The 17,573-nt window shown below is 39.9% G+C and carries 18 protein-coding genes; 12 read left to right on the top strand and 6 right to left on the bottom strand.

The features are described from left to right. The first annotated feature begins 10 nt into the window (after positions 1 to 10). The 7 genes from comC (at position 11) to rplS (ending at position 7,133) form a co-directional block, all read left to right on the top strand. The gene (gene comC, locus F928_RS17165; protein WP_005078458.1) at positions 11 to 3,865 is read left to right on the top strand and encodes a PilC/PilY family type IV pilus protein; all 3,855 of its coding nucleotides are present in this window, start codon (positions 11 to 13) and stop codon (positions 3,863 to 3,865) included. Positions 3,866 to 3,875: 10 nt separating this feature from the next. After that, positions 3,876 to 4,358, top strand: a complete 483-nt coding sequence (gene comE, locus F928_RS17160; protein WP_005078457.1) for a type IV pilin protein — start codon at positions 3,876 to 3,878, stop codon at positions 4,356 to 4,358. Beyond that, complete coding sequence (pilE, locus tag F928_RS17155) at positions 4,355 to 4,780, top strand: type IV pilin protein (protein WP_005078455.1); 426 nt, start codon at positions 4,355 to 4,357, stop codon at positions 4,778 to 4,780. Before comE ends, pilE begins: the two co-directional genes overlap by 4 nt. Positions 4,781 to 4,927: 147 nt before the next feature. Further along, complete coding sequence (gene rpsP / locus F928_RS17150) at positions 4,928 to 5,179, top strand: 30S ribosomal protein S16 (RefSeq protein WP_000260334.1); 252 nt, start codon at positions 4,928 to 4,930, stop codon at positions 5,177 to 5,179. A gap of 19 nt (positions 5,180 to 5,198) precedes the next feature. After that, positions 5,199 to 5,747, top strand: coding sequence for a ribosome maturation factor RimM (rimM, locus tag F928_RS17145; RefSeq protein ID WP_005078453.1), 549 nt, complete (start codon positions 5,199 to 5,201; stop codon positions 5,745 to 5,747). A 42-nt stretch (positions 5,748 to 5,789) separates the two neighbouring features. Next, positions 5,790 to 6,545: a tRNA (guanosine(37)-N1)-methyltransferase TrmD gene (trmD, locus tag F928_RS17140; protein WP_005078451.1), complete on the top strand. Its 756-nt coding sequence runs from the start codon at positions 5,790 to 5,792 to the stop codon at positions 6,543 to 6,545. Positions 6,546 to 6,764: 219 nt separating this feature from the next. Further along, complete coding sequence (gene rplS / locus F928_RS17135) at positions 6,765 to 7,133, top strand: 50S ribosomal protein L19 (RefSeq protein ID WP_002116654.1); 369 nt, start codon at positions 6,765 to 6,767, stop codon at positions 7,131 to 7,133. Positions 7,134 to 7,184: 51 nt separating this feature from the next. On the opposite strand, the gene lip is transcribed toward rplS, so the two are convergent. Continuing rightward, positions 7,185 to 8,126, bottom strand: coding sequence for a lipase family alpha/beta hydrolase (lip, locus tag F928_RS17130; protein WP_014207808.1), 942 nt, complete (start codon positions 8,124 to 8,126; stop codon positions 7,185 to 7,187). Positions 8,127 to 8,241: 115 nt separating this feature from the next. Then, on the bottom strand, positions 8,242 to 9,273 hold the full coding sequence (locus tag F928_RS17125) for a lipase secretion chaperone (RefSeq protein ID WP_005078447.1): 1,032 nt from the start codon (positions 9,271 to 9,273) through the stop codon (positions 8,242 to 8,244). A gap of 153 nt (positions 9,274 to 9,426) precedes the next feature. On the opposite strand from F928_RS17125, the gene truB reads away from it, so the two are divergent. The 3 genes from truB to F928_RS17110 all read left to right on the top strand — a co-directional run bounded on the left by truB (position 9,427) and on the right by F928_RS17110 (position 11,784). Then, positions 9,427 to 10,332, top strand: coding sequence for a tRNA pseudouridine(55) synthase TruB (gene truB / locus F928_RS17120; RefSeq protein ID WP_005078446.1), 906 nt, complete (start codon positions 9,427 to 9,429; stop codon positions 10,330 to 10,332). Between the two features lie 19 nt (positions 10,333 to 10,351). After that, entirely contained in the window at positions 10,352 to 11,128 is a 777-nt protein-coding gene (locus F928_RS17115; RefSeq protein ID WP_000525218.1) for a sulfite exporter TauE/SafE family protein, read from the top strand. Positions 11,129 to 11,340: 212 nt separating this feature from the next. Beyond that, positions 11,341 to 11,784, top strand: coding sequence for a hemerythrin domain-containing protein (locus tag F928_RS17110; RefSeq protein WP_002116886.1), 444 nt, complete (start codon positions 11,341 to 11,343; stop codon positions 11,782 to 11,784). Positions 11,785 to 11,791: 7 nt separating this feature from the next. Here the strand turns inward: F928_RS17110 and F928_RS17105 are convergent, their stop codons facing one another. The 3 genes from F928_RS17105 to serA all read right to left on the bottom strand — a co-directional run bounded on the left by F928_RS17105 (position 11,792) and on the right by serA (position 14,961). After that, positions 11,792 to 12,655 (bottom strand): EamA family transporter, encoded by an 864-nt coding sequence (locus F928_RS17105; protein ID WP_005078443.1) that lies wholly within the window; start codon positions 12,653 to 12,655, stop codon positions 11,792 to 11,794. Positions 12,656 to 12,745: 90 nt separating this feature from the next. Continuing rightward, on the bottom strand, positions 12,746 to 13,630 hold the full coding sequence (locus F928_RS17100; RefSeq protein ID WP_005078441.1) for an EamA family transporter: 885 nt from the start codon (positions 13,628 to 13,630) through the stop codon (positions 12,746 to 12,748). Positions 13,631 to 13,728: 98 nt separating this feature from the next. Further along, entirely contained in the window at positions 13,729 to 14,961 is a 1,233-nt protein-coding gene (serA, locus tag F928_RS17095) for a phosphoglycerate dehydrogenase (protein ID WP_002116919.1), read from the bottom strand. A 377-nt stretch (positions 14,962 to 15,338) separates the two neighbouring features. On the opposite strand from serA, the gene F928_RS17090 reads away from it, so the two are divergent. Both F928_RS17090 and F928_RS17085 read left to right on the top strand, forming a co-directional pair. Continuing rightward, complete coding sequence (locus F928_RS17090) at positions 15,339 to 16,748, top strand: FAD-binding oxidoreductase (RefSeq protein ID WP_005078440.1); 1,410 nt, start codon at positions 15,339 to 15,341, stop codon at positions 16,746 to 16,748. A 94-nt stretch (positions 16,749 to 16,842) separates the two neighbouring features. Continuing rightward, on the top strand, positions 16,843 to 17,211 hold the full coding sequence (locus F928_RS17085; protein ID WP_005078438.1) for a hypothetical protein: 369 nt from the start codon (positions 16,843 to 16,845) through the stop codon (positions 17,209 to 17,211). Positions 17,212 to 17,255: 44 nt separating this feature from the next. Here F928_RS17085 and F928_RS17080 read toward each other — a convergent pair whose 3' ends face one another. Then, positions 17,256 to 17,570, bottom strand: coding sequence for a putative quinol monooxygenase (locus tag F928_RS17080; protein WP_005078436.1), 315 nt, complete (start codon positions 17,568 to 17,570; stop codon positions 17,256 to 17,258). Between the last annotated feature and the right edge of the window lie 3 nt (positions 17,571 to 17,573).

The raw sequence follows: 17,573 nt of genomic DNA, 5'->3' as shown, positions 1-17,573 counted from the left end.
GGGGAATATCGTGAAACTAAAATTGAAGAATTTTAAGCCAAATAATTTATGGTATGCCATCTGTTCGAGTTCAGTTGCTTTTACATGGCTAATGACAAGCTCCGTTGTGCAGGCGAGTGATTTACAAATTTATGCTTCACCTACAGCTGGTAAAAAAACCATTGTGATGATGTTGGATACATCAGGAAGTATGACCAACAATAGTTATGGCGAAAACCGTCTGGCTATGCTTAAAAATGGTATGAATGCTTTTTTAGCAAGTAATAATCCTGTTTTAAATGACACTCGTGTGGGGTTGGGAAATTTCTCTGCAAATGGTGATAGCCGAAGTGGGCAGGTTCTAGTGGCTGCTGCTCCTTTAGGAGATGCGAGTACGTTAAATACAGTGGGTTCTCAACGTTATAAATTAAAACAGGCTGTTGCAAATTTAACTGCTGGCGGGTCAACGCCTTCAGCACATGCTTATGCGGAAGCTGCTGCTTATTTGATGGGTACAACGACCTATTCAGAGGCAAATTATGCCATTCGAAAAGATAGCTATATAAGGCGTGTGCGAAAATCTGATAATAGAACGGAATACTCATATTGTACGAATTATCGCGATTCACAAATCGATACTACAAATCTATGGCAACCTTGTCGCTCTAATAACTATTGGAGTAACTGGTCAACTTCTAATCCGGGTGTGGATACGGCAACTGCTTATGATACTTCGTCGGATTGGACCTATTCTTATACTTATTACTACACCACCTTTAATTATGCTGTAGCAAATGCAGATAGTGGTATCCCAAAATCAAAATCAAATGATACAGCTAGCAATCCCAATATTGTTGTAGATAGAAATGCCTCTAATTTAAATGCCATTTACCAATCTCCTTTGCCTGCGGTGGCCAATCGTCAGAGTTGTGATGGGCAAGGAATCTACTTTTTATCAGATGGAGAACCGAACAATACAACAAATACACGTTCGGCAACTGTAATGTCGACAGCCCTAGGCAGCACTTTGGGAGCAAATTTTACTTGTTCTGGAGGTTTATCTAACACGACAGCAGACTCTGGTTGGGCCTGTATGGGGGAATTTGCAAAAAGATTATTTGATAAAACAAAAAATCCGGCTGGAGTTTCTATTCAAACAGCATTTGTCGGTTTTGGTAGTGACTTTTCTAGTTTAAGTTCTTCTGATGTAAAAAATGCCTGTCGTTTAAGTTCGAGAACCCAAGCTGATCGTAAAAGTGATGATAATTGTTCGCCGAATCAGACCACAAATGCGGTCGCTGCACCAGGTTATGGAAATGGAGGATTTTTCCCTACCCAAAGTGCGCAAGGTGTAACAGATAGTGTTATCGCATTTATTAATAACTTAGATAAAGTTCCTTTAGAACCCTTAACCACAGGTGCTATCTCTGTTCCTTATGATGCACTAAATCCTAAAAATTTACAGGAATATGGTTACTTACGTGCTTTTGAGCCAAACCCGGCTAACACCTACTTAACATGGCGAGGAAATTTAAAGAAATATCATGTTGTTTTATCGGGAACAAATGCTGGTGCTTTCGAAGCTAATACTGGTGGGTTGGTTTACAACGCAACTGGGGCATTTAGAACGGGTACGAAAGATTATTGGAATAGCTCTACTTATAATGATGGAGGTAAAGTCTTTTTTGGTGGTTCATATGCAAAAGTTCCTTTACCAATTGCTGGACAAAATGAAACACGTGATGAAGAAGGAAATATCACAAAATATTATTACGCAGTACAAACTAAAATCCGCAACTTATTTACTGATGTTTCCGCCGTCGCATCAGATGGTAGCTTAACGAAGCTATCAACTTCTGGAACTAATTTGCTAAAAATTCCAGCTGCTCCACCAGAAGGAACTAATCCTTTTGATAGTGTGGCTAATACAGCAAGTTATGTTTTAGGAAAATTTAATGCATCAACTGGACAAGATATTTTAAAAGCTTTCCCGATTAGCTTGAAATTAAAAATATTAAATTATCTAGGTTACTCAACTGATATTAGCGCTACGACTTTACCTTCGTCATTAGTTACATCGAATGAACCCTATTTATCGATGGGCGGTAGTATTCACTCTTTACCGGTACAACTTACCTATAATGGAACATTAGATGAAAATGGGAATTTAACATCTGCGCGTGAACAATCCATTCTCTATGGAACGATGGAAGGTGGTCTGCATATTGTGGATGCCTCAACTGGTGTAGAACAAATGGCTTTCGTTCCTGCCGATATATTAAATGATCCAGTTGCATCAAAAGCTTTAGTGGTTGGCCAAAGTGATGCTACAGCTCCTGCTCACGGTATGGATGGGGCTTGGGTATCTGACCCTGCATATAGTATTACTACAACAGGAAGCGGTAGTTCAGCAGTATCAAAAGTAACTGCAAAGCAAATGAATATTTATGGTGGCATGCGAATGGGGGGCAGCAGCTATTATGGCTTAAATGTCTTAAATCCTGCTTCACCTAAGCTTCTCTTTAGAGTAGGAGCAGATCAAACTGATTATAGTCGTATGGGGCAGAGTTGGTCTAAACCTGTACTTGCAAATATACGTTATAACGGAGTTATTAAACGGGTTATGATTGTTGGTGGTGGCTACGACCAATGTTATGAAAACCCGAATATTACCTTGAGTAATTCTTGCTTTACGAATGGAAAAGCAAAAGGGAATGCTGTTTATATTATTGATGCTAAAACTGGGGAACGCTTATGGTGGACTAGTGATACAGGCTCTAATATAGATAACTCTAATATGAAGCACAGTATTGTTAGTCGCATTAGTACCTTAGATCGAGATGCTGATGGTTTAGTCGACCATTTATATTTTGGCGATTTAGGCGGACAAATTTTCCGTATCGATCTTAATAATAACCAGACAAAAACAAATTCAACTTATAGCAGTTTCGGTATTCGAGTTGTTCGATTAGCCAATTTAGCAACGAATGACTCAACTTATGATGCCTCGAACGACTATACCGCTGGGAATGCGCCGCGTTTTTATGAACCGCCAACAGTGACAATTCACGATTATGGAATCCGCACTTTTATTACTGTCGGTATTGCTTCAGGTGACCGTAGTACACCTTTAGATGTTTATCCGCTTACAGGTCGTGAGGGGATGTCACCGAGCACCGCATTAAGCGGAAGACCTGTAAACAATGTCTATGGGATTATCGATAAAGACTTTATCAAAAAGAATCTGATGTCTTTAACAGATAGCCAGCTTGAAACAAAAGATATTACTCGATCGACGCTTCGAAAAAATCCACAAATTTTACGATCTGGGGAAACACGAGTAGCACAGATTTTCTTTCCAAACACTGGGGGGGGGCAAAGTGGTTGGTATCGCTCACTTTCTAGTATGAGCGATGGCACAGAGAAAGCTAATAATAGTTTCCGTATTAAAGGAGGTCTTAAAGCTTTTGAAGAACCTATGGCCGTTACGGGGACTTTAATTGTGCCTGTTTATGATCCGCAGGGAACAGGCATTGTAGCGGCAGACCCATGTTTACCCCGTGTAGTAGGTGAAACTGACCAGCAGACGTTCTGTTTACCATTTGGCGCCTGCCTTAATTCTGATGGGTCAATTGATCAAAATAAAGAGAATGGAAGTGGATTTAAAACACAAACTGGTACTAATTGCCCAGTAGGAGCTTCTGAATGTAATAAAAACGTTATTGGCTCCGGTATTCGCGGCATAGCATTTGTTCCAAAAAGAGATGAACCTCCAGTGACTAATAGTTGTGGGAAATTACAACTGTCTGGAAACGAGAGTGGAACGGGCGAGTGGCAGTGTACAAGTCATTTAGTTCCTACACGCTGGTATGAGCGTTATCGCTAAGGGATGACTGATGAATAAATATTATATTCTGCGGTTTAATCAGGGTGTTACCTTGATTGAGCTCATGGTTGTCATCGTGATTGTCGCTATTTTTGCTTCGATTGCTATCCCTTCATATCAAAGTTATAGCCGTAGAGCGACGGCTTCTGCTGCTAAAGGTGAAATTCTAAAATTGGCAGAACAGTTGGAACGGCATAAATCCAAGAACTTTACCTATAGAGGATTTACCACCACATCTGTAACTTTGCCACGGGGTGGTTATACGATTGAAATTAGTGATGATACGACGACAGGAAATTTATTGACGAATGCTGCTGCAAATGGGCAAACATGGGTCATTAAAGCGACAACTACAGATTCAAGAAACTTTAATTTTATTGCTAAGAATTCAGGTTTGCGTTGCCAAAGTTTAACAGCTACGGCTGTTGATAATGACTGTGGGGGAACAGTCACTTGCAATTTATGTGAAACAAATAGTGAGAGTTGGCAATGAAGAATGGTTTTACCTTAATAGAACTTATGATTGTAGTAGCAATAATTGCAATTTTAGCAGCTATAGCGACACCTTCATATTTGCAATATTTACGCAAAGGGCATCGTACAGCTGTTCAATCTGAAATGATGAATATTGCCCAAACATTAGAAGCAGAAAAAATAGTTCACAATCGTTATCCATCGAATGCGACGATTACTTCGATTTATGGTTCTAGTGTCAGCCCTCAACAAGGTCAAGCCTTATATAACTTAGCTTTTTCTAGTATAACTGATTCAAGCTGGGTGTTAACGGCTACACCTATTGCTACTAGTTCTCAAGCTGGTGATGGGATCATTTGTCTTAATGATCAAGGGCAAAAATTTTGGGCAAAAGGTGCAACTGATTGTGCGTTATCTGCCACATCAAATTGGCTACAGTAATTTTAAATTCAAAACTGCGGATAACTCAAAAAATAATCTTTCTTTCAGGGCGAAAATCACGTAGAATGTCGCCCTCTATGAAAGGGGTTTGAAGTGTTGCCGATGGTCGGCGCAGGGATAATCCGTAAGAATTATAAGGCTTTTATCATGGTTGTTATTCGTTTAGCACGTGGCGGCGCAAAAAAACGTCCATTCTATCAAATCGTTGTGACTGACAGCCGCAATGCACGTGATGGTCGTTTCATCGAGCGTATCGGTTTCTTTAACCCGACTGCACAAGGTCAAGCAGAAAAACTTCGTTTAGATGCAGACCGTTTTGCTCACTGGGTTTCTCAAGGTGCTCAACCTTCTGAACGTGTTGCTTCTTTAGCTGCTCAAGCTAAAAAAGCTACTGCATAATTTTTGTAGTAGGTAGCCCATGACATCAACACAGAATGTTCCCGAAGATCGTATTCAGATTGGACAGTTACGTTCAGCTTATGGATTGAATGGGTGGCTCTGGGTGTATTCAAATACAGAACCTATGAGCAACATGTTTGACTACCTGCCTTGGTACATTGAGACCAAGGTTGGTTGGCAAACAATAGATGTAAAACGTTGGAAACCACATGGCAAAGGCCTAGTTGTTGCGTTGAAAGGTGTGAGTGATCGCACTGGGGCGGAAAGCTTGGTTGGCGCTAATATCTGGATTGCTAAGTCTCAACTGCCAAAAGCAGATGTAGATGAATACTACTGGTCAGATTTAAAGGGCTTAACTGTATTAGGTCTTGATGAAGAAGAACAGGAAGTAAACTTAGGGAAAATTCATGAGTTGTTTGAAACTGGAGCTAATGATGTGATGGTGGTGCATGCTACCCCAGATAGCATTGATTCAGAAGAGCGCATGATTCCTTGGCATAAAGATGTAGTACAACGTGTTGATCTTGAAGCTGGTCGTATTTACGTCAATTGGGGCGTAGATTATTAATCCTTTTAGGATTAATACAGCAGGAAAATAGAGGAGTCTGTGATGTTTTTTGCAGTCATTACGCTTTTTCCTGAAATGTTTGAAGCGATTACAGCCTACGGCATCAGCGGACGTGCGGCAAAACGAGATATTGTACAAGTCACTTGTATTAATCCTCGTGATTTTGCTGAGGGAAACTACAGAAGAGTGGATGAACGTCCATTTGGTGGCGGCCCAGGTATGGTGATGATGGCTGAGCCTTTGGCGAAAGCAATTGCACATGCCAAACAGCTTGCCTCACAAGCAGGACATGTTCATGTTCCTGTGGTGTATATGTCCCCACAAGGCAAAACCTTAAATGAACAGGCAGTACAGCAGTTTGTTGATTATGACGGCTTAATTGTACTGTGTGGACGTTATGAAGGAGTCGATGAACGTTTGATCCAGCATTATGTTGATCAAGAATGGTCAATTGGTGATTATGTTCTATCTGGTGGTGAACTGCCCGCTATGGTGTTACTTGACAGTATTATTCGCCGTTTGCCGAATGTAATGTCAGATGAACAATCAGCAGTACAAGATTCTTTTGTTGACGGTCTTTTAGATTGTCCACAATATACAAAGCCTGACCATTTTGAAGGGCTGGATGTGCCAGAGGTATTAAAATCTGGACATCATGGCAATATTGAAAAATGGCGTTTTTTGCAGCGATATCAACGAACTCTAGAGCGTCGACCTGAGTTAGTTGCAAAGGTTGAGTTGACTAAGCAGCAAAAGAAATGGCTAAAAGATACGCAAGAGAATGACGGTAATTCTTAATCGTTATTCTCAAGAACGAAAGTTCTGCAACAAGACGAGAAGCAATGCTTCGAGTTAAAGCATAATTCTATTTATTGAATAGTTTTATGTAAATTTAAAGGCTCTTTATAGACATATTGTCGTAAAGGGAAAGATAAACGGGTTGATATGCGCTTTAGCCTCTATCCCCAGCGGAAATTCAGACCTCTTCTGACTCCGCACATATTGGAGATTCCCACAATGAGTGGTAAACATCCTTTAGTTCAAGCTGTTGAAAATGCACAGTTAAAATCTGATATCCCTGCTTTTGCTCCTGGTGACACTGTCATCGTTCAAGTAAAAGTAAAAGAGGGTGATCGTGAACGTCTTCAAGCATTTGAAGGTGTTGTAATCGCTAAGAAAAACCGTGGTTTGAACTCTGCGTTCACAGTACGTAAAATTTCTAGCGGTGTTGGTGTTGAGCGTGTATTCCAAACTCACTCACCAGTTGTTGCTAAAATCGAAGTGAAACGTCGTGGTGACGTTCGTCGTGCTAAACTTTACTACCTTCGTGACTTGTCTGGTAAAGCTGCACGTATTCGTGAAAAATTACCAGCTCGTAAAGCGTAAGCTTATAGCGAGTAAAAAAATGCGCCTTTTGGCGCATTTTTTGTTTAAAAACTATAGTCCTTGAAGTTTCAAACGGTTTGCGTGTTGACGATAAACTGATACAGGATCGGAAGCGAAAATAGAGCGTATACCAAGTACTTGGTTCACTTCATCTAAATGATTCCAGTTGTAATCATCACGAATTGTTTTACCAAATTTGGCACTGCATCGGGAAACAAGTCCATCATTATCACCAAATGGATCGACTACTAAACTACTGCCTGTAAGCGCAATATCAAATGGATCTAATGGGTTGGTCAGCGCTTTATTCCCCGAGAAAGAATACATATAAATACCTTTCTCTTGGTATGTCCCTTCACCACAAGAAGTAGTTGGTACACCCATAGGGAATTGAGCATTAAATTGAGCTGAACCTTGAGTTGATAAGCTATGAGCTCCGGCTAAAGAGTCGTGCGGATAGCTTGTTGGGTCTAGGCCTCCTGCCCAAGTAATTGCGGCTGAAAACCAGTTTACTAGCGTTGCCAGTCCAGATAGAGGAGTACCCTCGACATTCAGGATGACATCTGCCATTGGTGATCCCTTATGAGGCGCACCAATTGTAGTGAGTGAGGCAACTTTTTCTGGCATGATACCGGCCACATAGCGAATTGTCGGGCCCCCATGGCTATGACCGATCAAGTTGACTTTAGGCTTACCAGTAATGGCAATAATCTCTTCTACTTGCTGGGCAAGTTGTTCACCACGCACTTCTGTTGAGTTAAAAGGCGACACTCTGGTTGCCCAGACATTTCCTCCATTACGAGCCAGATCAGGAAGGATTTGGTACCAGTAATCGAGACCAAGTGTATCTGTCCCAACTCGGTTAAAACCTGCCATACCGTGGTTAAAAACCAGTGGATATTTGGTTTGCGCATAAGATGAATAGACGAACGAGTTTTTAACTTGTTCAGCATTTGTGGCATGGGCCGCTGAAATACTCAATCCTGAGAGCATTGCAGCGCAAAAAAACGTTAACTTCCTTTTCATTTTTTACTCACTATTTTTATTTTGTATGAAAAGCAGCTTCTTACTGCTAGTGCTTGTTTAGCCAGTTCCTAAAAGAAAAGGCTTAATAATTAAATGGTAGTTCACCTCCCTGATCATGGACCGTTTCAAAAGTTCGAAGTCTTAACTGTTCTTGTGATGAGTTAAATTGTTGTTGGCGTAATTGTTGTATGGCTTGGTTTTTAGCACTATCGCTCATATTGCTTTTAATAATTTCATCTCGTCCACTCAAGTAACTTGTGACCCTTTGCTGCCAAGCACTACGCTGTGTATCTAAAGTTTCTAATCGTTGAGTCGCCTCGGCTCCAACAAGTGCTGTACGCATCTGCCGAAGCTCCTCTGCTGAACCATGACGTGCTTTAATTTGTTTGGTCAGTGCATGTAAGTCATCAAGTTTAGAGAGTTCTTGTAGGTTTTGTTGCCAGTCTTCTGGTAGCTGTTCAAAGCGTTCTTTAAGCTTTTGAGCCTTTCCAATTTCGCTTAAAGAAGAGTCCTCAAGTATTTGCATACGATCAAGCGTGTAGTTCTGATAGATATCTTCATTTGAGAAGAGTCCATCAATTTCAGCGGCCGAAAAGAAACGTTTTCTTAGATCTTGAATTGAATTAAAGATTTTTTGAAAATAATTTTTATCTTGTTGTTTTGATGGAGGCGTTTGGATTTGAGCAAGCTGTTCGCGATATCTTAAGTAACGGGCCCATAAATCCAATATCTGTGAGCGAGCGGGCTCTAAATATTTTCCTTGAATAAATTTCCCAAAGTGATTTTTAATTTGCTCTAAATCATTTTCTCCATATTGAGTAATAAAATATTCAAAGCAGTCACGAGTTTGACTGTTAACAACCAAATGTTGGGAACTATCAAGTTTTAACTGACAGTTAACTTCAGTATCTTGCTGACTTTTACTATGGTAAACATCTGGATTTAGCGTTGAGTTATTTTTGGGTGGAGCTGATGCTAAATTTTGAGCTGTCTTTTCACTGACTTGGGGTGATGTGTTTTTTGAATCAGGACTTAACCAATATACACATGCAATGAGGCTCAAAATAAAAAATCCGAGCACGCACCACAATACCTTCTTCTGCATCCCTTGCATAAAGATATCTTCCTTAAGTTTTAATTTGTTGTTTTTTTACTCGATCATTAATGTGCCATAAAATAAGTGAAAAGGCACCTAAATATTGTGAAAATATCTTGCCGAATTTGCTAACATGTCGGCACTTTTTTCTAGCTTTGTGTTCCAGTAAAAATGACGACAAAAAATCAAAAAATTTCTCGTCGCCATATCAGTGGTGTATTTCTATTAAATAAACCATTAGGCTTAAGTTCAAATGCGGCTTTGCAAAAAGTGCGTTGGTTATATCGCGCCCAAAAAGCAGGCCATACTGGAGCGTTAGACCCCTTGGCGACAGGTTTGCTCCCGATTTGTTTGGGAGAGGCAACCAAGTTCTCACATTATTTGCTGGACTCAACAAAGCGTTATCAAACCACTGTTCGATTGGGACAGACCACAACAACAGGTGATGTGGAAGGGGAGATTTTACAAGAGCGTCCTATTCCTGTTCTTAACCAAGAACTTATTGAACAAACTTTAGAAAAGTTTAGAGGTGATATTCAGCAAGTTCCACCTATGTATTCGGCTTTGAAAAAAGAAGGTAAGCCGTTATATGAGCTGGCGAGAAAAGGTATAGAGATTGAGCGTGAAGCGCGTCCAGTCACGATTTATGCTTTAGAGCTTATTGAATTTACCGAAAATAGTATCACTCTGGATGTAACCTGTTCTAAAGGTACATACATCCGTGTACTAGGTGAAGATATTGGTGAAGCAATTGGTTGTGGTGGGCATTTAACGATGCTGAACCGGACTCAAACAGGACATTTTGAGCTTATACCGAGTTATACCATTGAATATCTGGAAAGTTTAACAGAAGAGCAAAGAGAAGCTCTGCTACTTCCAGTTTATGCACCAGTTGACCATTTCTTAAAAATTCAGGTTCCAGAAGGGCGTGAAAAATATTTTTGCAACGGTTTAGAAAGCAATATTGAGCATTCTGCAGAAGCAGAAGTTTTGGTGTTTTCGGGTGAGCGCTGTTTAGGCTTAGCCGAGATTACCGATAAAAAACGGTTGGTACCTAAGCGTATCTTAAATTTGTAGTAGATGTAGAGTATAGAGCATGGGCATGGAATGGGACGTTATCCTTAGTTTGATCTTTTTTGCGTTTACTGCAGGAGCAATTGATGCTGCTGTAGGCGGCGGTGGACTTATCCAGATTCCGGGGATCATGAGCACTTTTCCTAACATGTCGACTGCTACGGTGATTGGTACCAATAAAGTCTCATCCATTTTTGGTACTGCATCAGCGGCTTATACATTTGCTAAAAAAGTAAAGTTGCAATGGAAGCTTTTAGCCGTTATTGCCATTTGTGCCTTGATTAGTTCTTTTGCCGGCGCGGCATGCTTATCACTTATTCCTCAATCGGTATTGCGTCCTTTCGTTTTCGTAATGTTGATTGTGATTGCGATTTATACCCTAGTTAAAAAGAACTTCGGTCAAGTTCATACCGAGCAAAAAATTACCACGAAAATGTTAATTTTAGCTGGTATCGGTAGTTTGGCTATTGGTTTTTATGACGGTATTTTTGGGCCAGGTACAGGTAGTTTCTTTATTTTCTTCTTTATTCGTTTTTTACAAGTTGATTTCTTACATGCTTCAGCTTTGTCAAAAATCGGTAATTTTATGACTAACTTAGCTGCATTGAGTTTCCTCATCCCAACTGGTCACGCTATTTTACATATTGGTTTAATGATGGCGGCGGCTAACGTGCTAGGTTCTATTGTTGGGGTGCGTACCGCGCTTAAATACGGTAGTGGTTTTGTGCGAATTATCTTTTTAATTTTGGTGAGTATTCTGATTTGCCGTTTGGGCTATCAAATGTTTGTTACAGGCTAAATAAGATAAAAAAGTATGAGCTGGTCTTAAGGAGCAGTTCATACTTTTTATGTATCTTTCCTCATTGAAAATATAAAAATCATTACAGAAACTTACTAGAAAGAAAACTGTGTAAAAAATAGTCTCATTTTAAGCTACTTAAATAATATAAATTTCAACGTATGATAAACCTTGAAATAAAAAAGATTTTTTAGCTAAAAATGAGGAAGAGAATGAATATTTTCGAAGCATTAAGAGAAAGCCATGAAAATCAACGAAACCTTTCTGAGCAATTAATCCAGACACATGGTTTAACCGAAGAACGAAAAGAATTATTTGATGCATTAAAAAATGAACTTTATGCCCATTCAGTTGCCGAAGACCGTTATCTCTATATTCCTTTAATGTTTGATGATGTGGGTTTGGATATTACGAGACATGCTTTATCCGAACATCATGAAATGGATGAGTTGGTCGAACAACTTGAACAAACCGATATGAGTAGCCCAAGCTGGTTAGCAACCGCCAAACAGTTGAGTGAAAAAGTCCATCATCATTTAAAAGAAGAAGAACATAAGTTTTTTCAACAAGCCGGAAAAATTCTGAAAGACAGCGAAAAAGAGACACTCGGCAATAAATATTTAAAGGAATATAAAAAGTATAAAAAGCAGCAGTAGAGTAAACCTATACAGCTTTTTTAGTACTTCTTAAAGTAACACCAATAGAGGCCAACATTACACAAGCCAAAGCCACCCATTGCAGCGTGCTGATTTCTTCGTGAAGTAATAAGAAACCCGTTAATGCTGCCAATGCTGGTGCTAAACTCGTTAGAGTCCCGTAAGTTAATTTATTGAGTTGTTTGAGAGCCATTAAGTCGAGTGCATAGGGAATAGCAGTCGCTAAAACCGCAATAAGTAATGCTTTACCCCAGTACTGGGTCTCAAGTAATGCAGGAGCATTATGCCAAATACCAATTGGTAATAATGCCAGTGCAGATACACCGATCCCAATCGTTAAGGCGTGCATCCCGATATTTTGAGTCACAACTTTATGACCGAAATAGATATAGAAGGCCCAGCAAAGTCCAGCACCTAGCGCACATGCTGCACCTACATACGAGAAATGGTGTTGAATAGGGTTTTGCCAAGGTACCATGAGTGCAATGCCTAACATGGCTAGTGCTACCCAAATGTAGTCACTCTTTTGTTTAATAGAAAGAAGCGCAAGGCCTAATGGACCAATAAACTCTAATCCAACAGCAATACCTTGGGGCAATTTTCCAAGTGAGGTATAAAATAGGATATTCATTAACCCTAAAGATGCGCAGTACATCAATAAATCACGCCATTTTAAATAGGGTAAGCGCGACCAGATTTTCCAAGAGCGGAACATAATTGCGACAATAACCGTTGCAAAACTCAGCCTTAAAATTGTAACAGTGAGAGGGTCTAATGTCGCAATGAGCTGTTTGGCAAATGAAGCGCTGATCTGATACGAAACCATCGACAAAATCATATACAGCACAGCAATAATTGGAAGATTTTGCATGGAAAATACTCTAGCGCTTCATCTGATGTCTAAAAATAATGGTGGATAATTATAACGAATACTATGTTTTAGCTGGCAGATTTCATTAAATTAACTTGCTGCTTTTTCACGTTCTTGGCGAGCTTTTTGGGTGGTTACGGTACAACCAACAGAGGCAGTGATAATGGTTGCAAGTGCTAGCCATTGATTCCATAAAAGATATTCACCCAAGAAGATAAATCCAGATAGTGCTGCAACTGCGGGCTCTAGGCTCATCAATGTTCCAAAGCTTAAAGGTGTCAAATTGCGCAGTGCTAACATTTCTAAAGAGAATGGGAGAGCACTGGCTAAAATGGCCAAACCAATAAAATAAAAAAGATAGGGAAGTTCTATCACTTGACCGATCGAGCCTGAAAAAAAGGTAATGGGTAATAATATGCATGCACCTACACTCATTCCCAAGCACACCGTATGATTACCTGAAATACCAGAAGGTTTCTGGCCGGCAATAATATAAAGCGCCCAACAAGACCCTGCACTAATTGCAAATAAAACGCCGATCCAATCTAAGCTATGAGCCTGATTGAAAGGGAAAAGTAAAATCAGCCCAATAATTGCGAAGCTCACCCAAACAAAATCATATTTTTGACGTGCGTGGTATAACGCTACACTTAAAGGGCCAATAAATTCAAAAGCAACCGCGATCCCAATCGGTAAGCGTTCGATCGACAGATAAAACAGTGCGTTCATTCCTGCAAGCGCAAATCCATAAGCCAAGATAGCTTTCCAGCGAACCTGACTAAAATTAATTCGCCAAATTTGGAAAATAATGGCAAGAATAATTGCACCTATGCATAAGCGCATTGCAGAGACAGTGAGCACAGGGAAGTTCTGAAATAAAATTTTAGCTAAAGATGCGCTACTTTGAACGCTTAACATAGCAAGAATAAGAAAACCCAAAGCATGTAGCTGAGATTTCTGGTTTAAAGTGGACATTTTATTATTTGATCAATTGGTATACTTTTCACATGATAATGTAAATGCCCATAAAAAAGCCACAGACAATGCTGTGGCTTTTGAATTTACAGTTCGTATTAGAACAATACGCGCACGCGAATTGTACCTTCAACTTCATGCAACATATCTAAAGCTTCTTGAGAAGCAGAAGCGTCAACATCCATTACGAGGTAACCGATGTCACCTTTAGTCATAAGTGACTGACCAGAAATGTTGATGCCTTGTTCAGCAAACAAGTTGTTGATTTTAGACAATACACCTGGCACGTTTTTGTGGATGTGCAATAAACGGTGTTGGCCAGCTGTCAATGGTAACGCGATTTCCGGGAAGTTCACCGCAGAAAGTGTCATACCTTTGTCAGAGTAAGCAACAAATTTCTCTGCAACTTCTAAACCAATGTTTGCTTGCGCTTCCATGGTTGAACCACCAACGTGAGGAGTTAAAATCACGTTATCTAGGCCGCGAAGTGGAGATTGGAATTCTTCACCATTTGCTTTAGGTTCTTTCGGGAATACGTCAACCGCTGCACCAGCAATATGACCAGACTTGATTGCATCAGCTAAATCTTCAATTACTACACATGTACCACGTGCAGCATTTAAGAAGATCGCGCCTTCTTTCATTTTCGCAAATTGTTCTTTAGTGAAGAAGTTACGTGTAGATGGAACATCTGGCACATGCAACGTTACAACATCTGCAGTTGCTAAAAGTTCATCTAGAGAACCAACTTGGCGAGCATTACCCATTGGTAATTTGGTTACTGCATCATAATAAATAACATGCATACCCATGCTTTCAGCAAGAACTGAAAGTTGAGAACCGATGGAACCGTAACCCACAATACCTAAAGTTTTGCCACGAGTTTCAAAAGAACCGACAGCAGACTTGTCCCAACCACCACGATGACAAGCCGCCGATTTTTCAGGAACACGGCGAAGAAGAAGAATCGTTTCAGCAAGTACAAGCTCTGCAACCGAACGCGTATTTGAATACGGTGCGTTGAATACAGGAATACCACGTGCCATTGCTGCTTTAAGATCAACTTGGTTTGTTCCGATACAGAAACAACCTACTGCGATCAATTTATTTGCAGCTTCGAAAACTTCTTCAGTCAATTGGGTACGCGAACGAATACCAATAAAGTGAGCATCTTTAATTGCTTCTTTAAGCGCTTCGCCTTCAAGAGCAGTTTTACGATAGTCAATATTAGTGTAACCCGCAGCGTTTAGAGTATCGACTGCGTTTTGATGAACGCCTTCTAACAAAAGGAAACGGATTTTATCTTTAGGTAGTGAAAGATGTTGGCTCATTACGGCTCCGCTACAAAGGCCAAATTTGGTGGCGGTATAATAACATACTGGGCGGTGCTATAGATATTTCGTTTATACCATCGCCTTATGGCAATTTTATCTATGTCTAATCACTTCTGTTTATGGCTTGTCGAGCATTTTAAAATATGCTTGGTAGGGGGATAAATGTGATTTTTCTCTGAAAGCCCCTAGAAAGTATTTATTTACGTTAAACATGTTTTGTAGTGACAGTATCTCTATTCTGAACTTTATCGCTTGCGCGGATACATGTAGAATATAGGAGTTCCTTGAACATTATGGCTTTGCTCAGGTGAGAACCTTGAGAATTATGAGGTCATAGTCCCACCACAGTTTACTTCTTGCTAGGTCTGCAAACGATGAATGCTCCAGTCGCTTTAACACCTGAGTTACTCACCCAATTAACAGCAATCGTCGGTGAAAACCGTATTAAAACTGATGCTGATAGTCTCGAAAACTGGGGTAAAGATCATACCAAGCATTTTAATCCGAACCCATCGGTCATCGTTTTTCCGTCAACGACTGAACAAGTTCAGGCAGTTGTAAAGCTTGCGAACCAGTTTAATGTTGCGATTACACCGTCAGGTGGTCGTACTGGTCTCTCTGCTGGTGCGGTAGCAACCAATGGTGAAATTGTCATTAGCATGGACAAAATGAACCAAATTCTTGAGTTCTTCCCGGCAGACCGTATGGTGCGTGTTCAAGCTGGTGTTGTGACTGAGCAATTGCAGAATTATGCAGAAGAACAAGGCATGTATTATCCGGTGGACTTTGCGTCAGCGGGTTCTAGTCAGATTGGCGGTAATATTGGTACCAATGCTGGTGGTATTAAAGTTATTAAATATGGCATGACACGTAACTGGGTACTTGGTTTAACTGTAGTGACTGGTAAAGGTGACATCCTGCGTTTAAACAAAGGCATGGTTAAAAATGCAACTGGTTATGCATTACAGCATTTGTTTATTGGCGGTGAAGGCACATTAGGTTTAGTGACCGAAGCAGAAATTAAACTTGAGCGTCAACCACAAAACTTACAAGTTTTAGTTTTAGGTGTTCCAGATTTCGATGCAGTAATGCCTGTGTTACATGCGTTCCAAAAAGACATCGACTTAACTGCATTTGAGTTCTTTGGTGAACTTGCAATGCAAAAAGTTTTAGATCATGGACATGTACAACGTCCATTTGAAACTCAATGCCCGTTCTATGTATTGCTTGAGTTTGAAGCGCCATACGAACCGATTATCGACAAAGCAATGGAGATTTTCGAACACTGTATGGAACAAGGTTGGGTACTTGATGGCGTAATGAGCCAGAGCCTTGACCAAGTAGAAAGCTTATGGCGTTTACGCGAAGATATTTCTGAATCAATCGCGCCGTTTATTCCATATAAAAATGATATCTCAGTATTAATTACTCACGTACCTGCATTTATTCGTGAAATTGATGCGATTGTTCAAGAAAACTATCCAGATTTTGAAATTTGCTGGTTCGGACATATCGGTGACGGTAACTTACACTTAAATATTTTAAAACCTGAAAACTTAACCAAAGATGAGTTCTTTGCGAAATGTCAGGTGGTTAATAAATATGTGTTTGATACCGTTAAAAAATACGATGGTTCAATCTCTGCTGAACATGGTGTAGGCATGACGAAAAAGCCATATTTGGAATATTCACGTTCGCCTGAAGAAATCGAATATATGAAAGCTTTGAAAAAAGTATTTGACCCGAATGGTTTAATGAACCCAGGTAAATTGTTTGATCTTTAAATTAGATCTATTTTGTAGAACTACATAGTTTCTACAGAGTAACCAACAAAGCCATAGCATCATAAAGCTATGGCTTTTGTTTTTGGTGATAAAAATGCAACGTTTATTTTTAATTTCAGCGCTCTGTGCTGGACTTTTCACTGGGTGTGCGACGACCAGTAAATTAATTCCTTTTGTGGGTTCTGAAACCCCGATGCAACAAGTACTTAAAGCCCAGCCTGAGATTGTAAAAGAGCACAATAATACCTCACTTCAGCAAGTATTTAACCGAGTAGAATCTCCAACAGTTTCCCGTATTACCGTTATCCAAACAGGTTTAATGGATGATTCTGTTTCTGCAATCCGAACAGAATATTCATTTAAGCTGGTTGATGAAAAGTGGCAATTGCAAAATAAGCAAAAGAGCTACCAATGTGCGAGAGGGAAAGGCTCTAGAGGTTTCCAAACACAACTTTGCTCTTAAAAATAAAAAAGACGATAAATATATCGTCTTTTTTATAGTCTAAATTATACGCCGCTTTCTAAAATTTTAATTTTGACGTCAACTACATCATCTTTAACGGCTGCATGATGCGCTTGCATATGAGGCGTCGCTAAATGCGCTTCAAGATGAGCAACACTTTGCCATTTTTCTAGCATGACAATCGTATCAGGCTCTTGGGTTTGGAAGCTCGAATTTGATTTGTGATCAACTAGAGGTTCATAACCATGACAACCATCTTCTGCTAAAACAGTTGGAATGATTTTTTGAAAGGCATCCAATACGTTCTGGCGATGCTGTCCACCCGATTTAGTACGAATTTCCGCAATAATGGTTAGCATGGA

This window comes from Acinetobacter pittii ATCC 19004 = CIP 70.29, assembly GCF_000369045.1.
GTDB lineage: Bacteria > Pseudomonadota > Gammaproteobacteria > Pseudomonadales > Moraxellaceae > Acinetobacter > Acinetobacter pittii.
The sequence above is the reverse complement of the archived record's forward strand: the minus strand, read 5'-3'. Positions and strand labels throughout refer to the sequence as shown.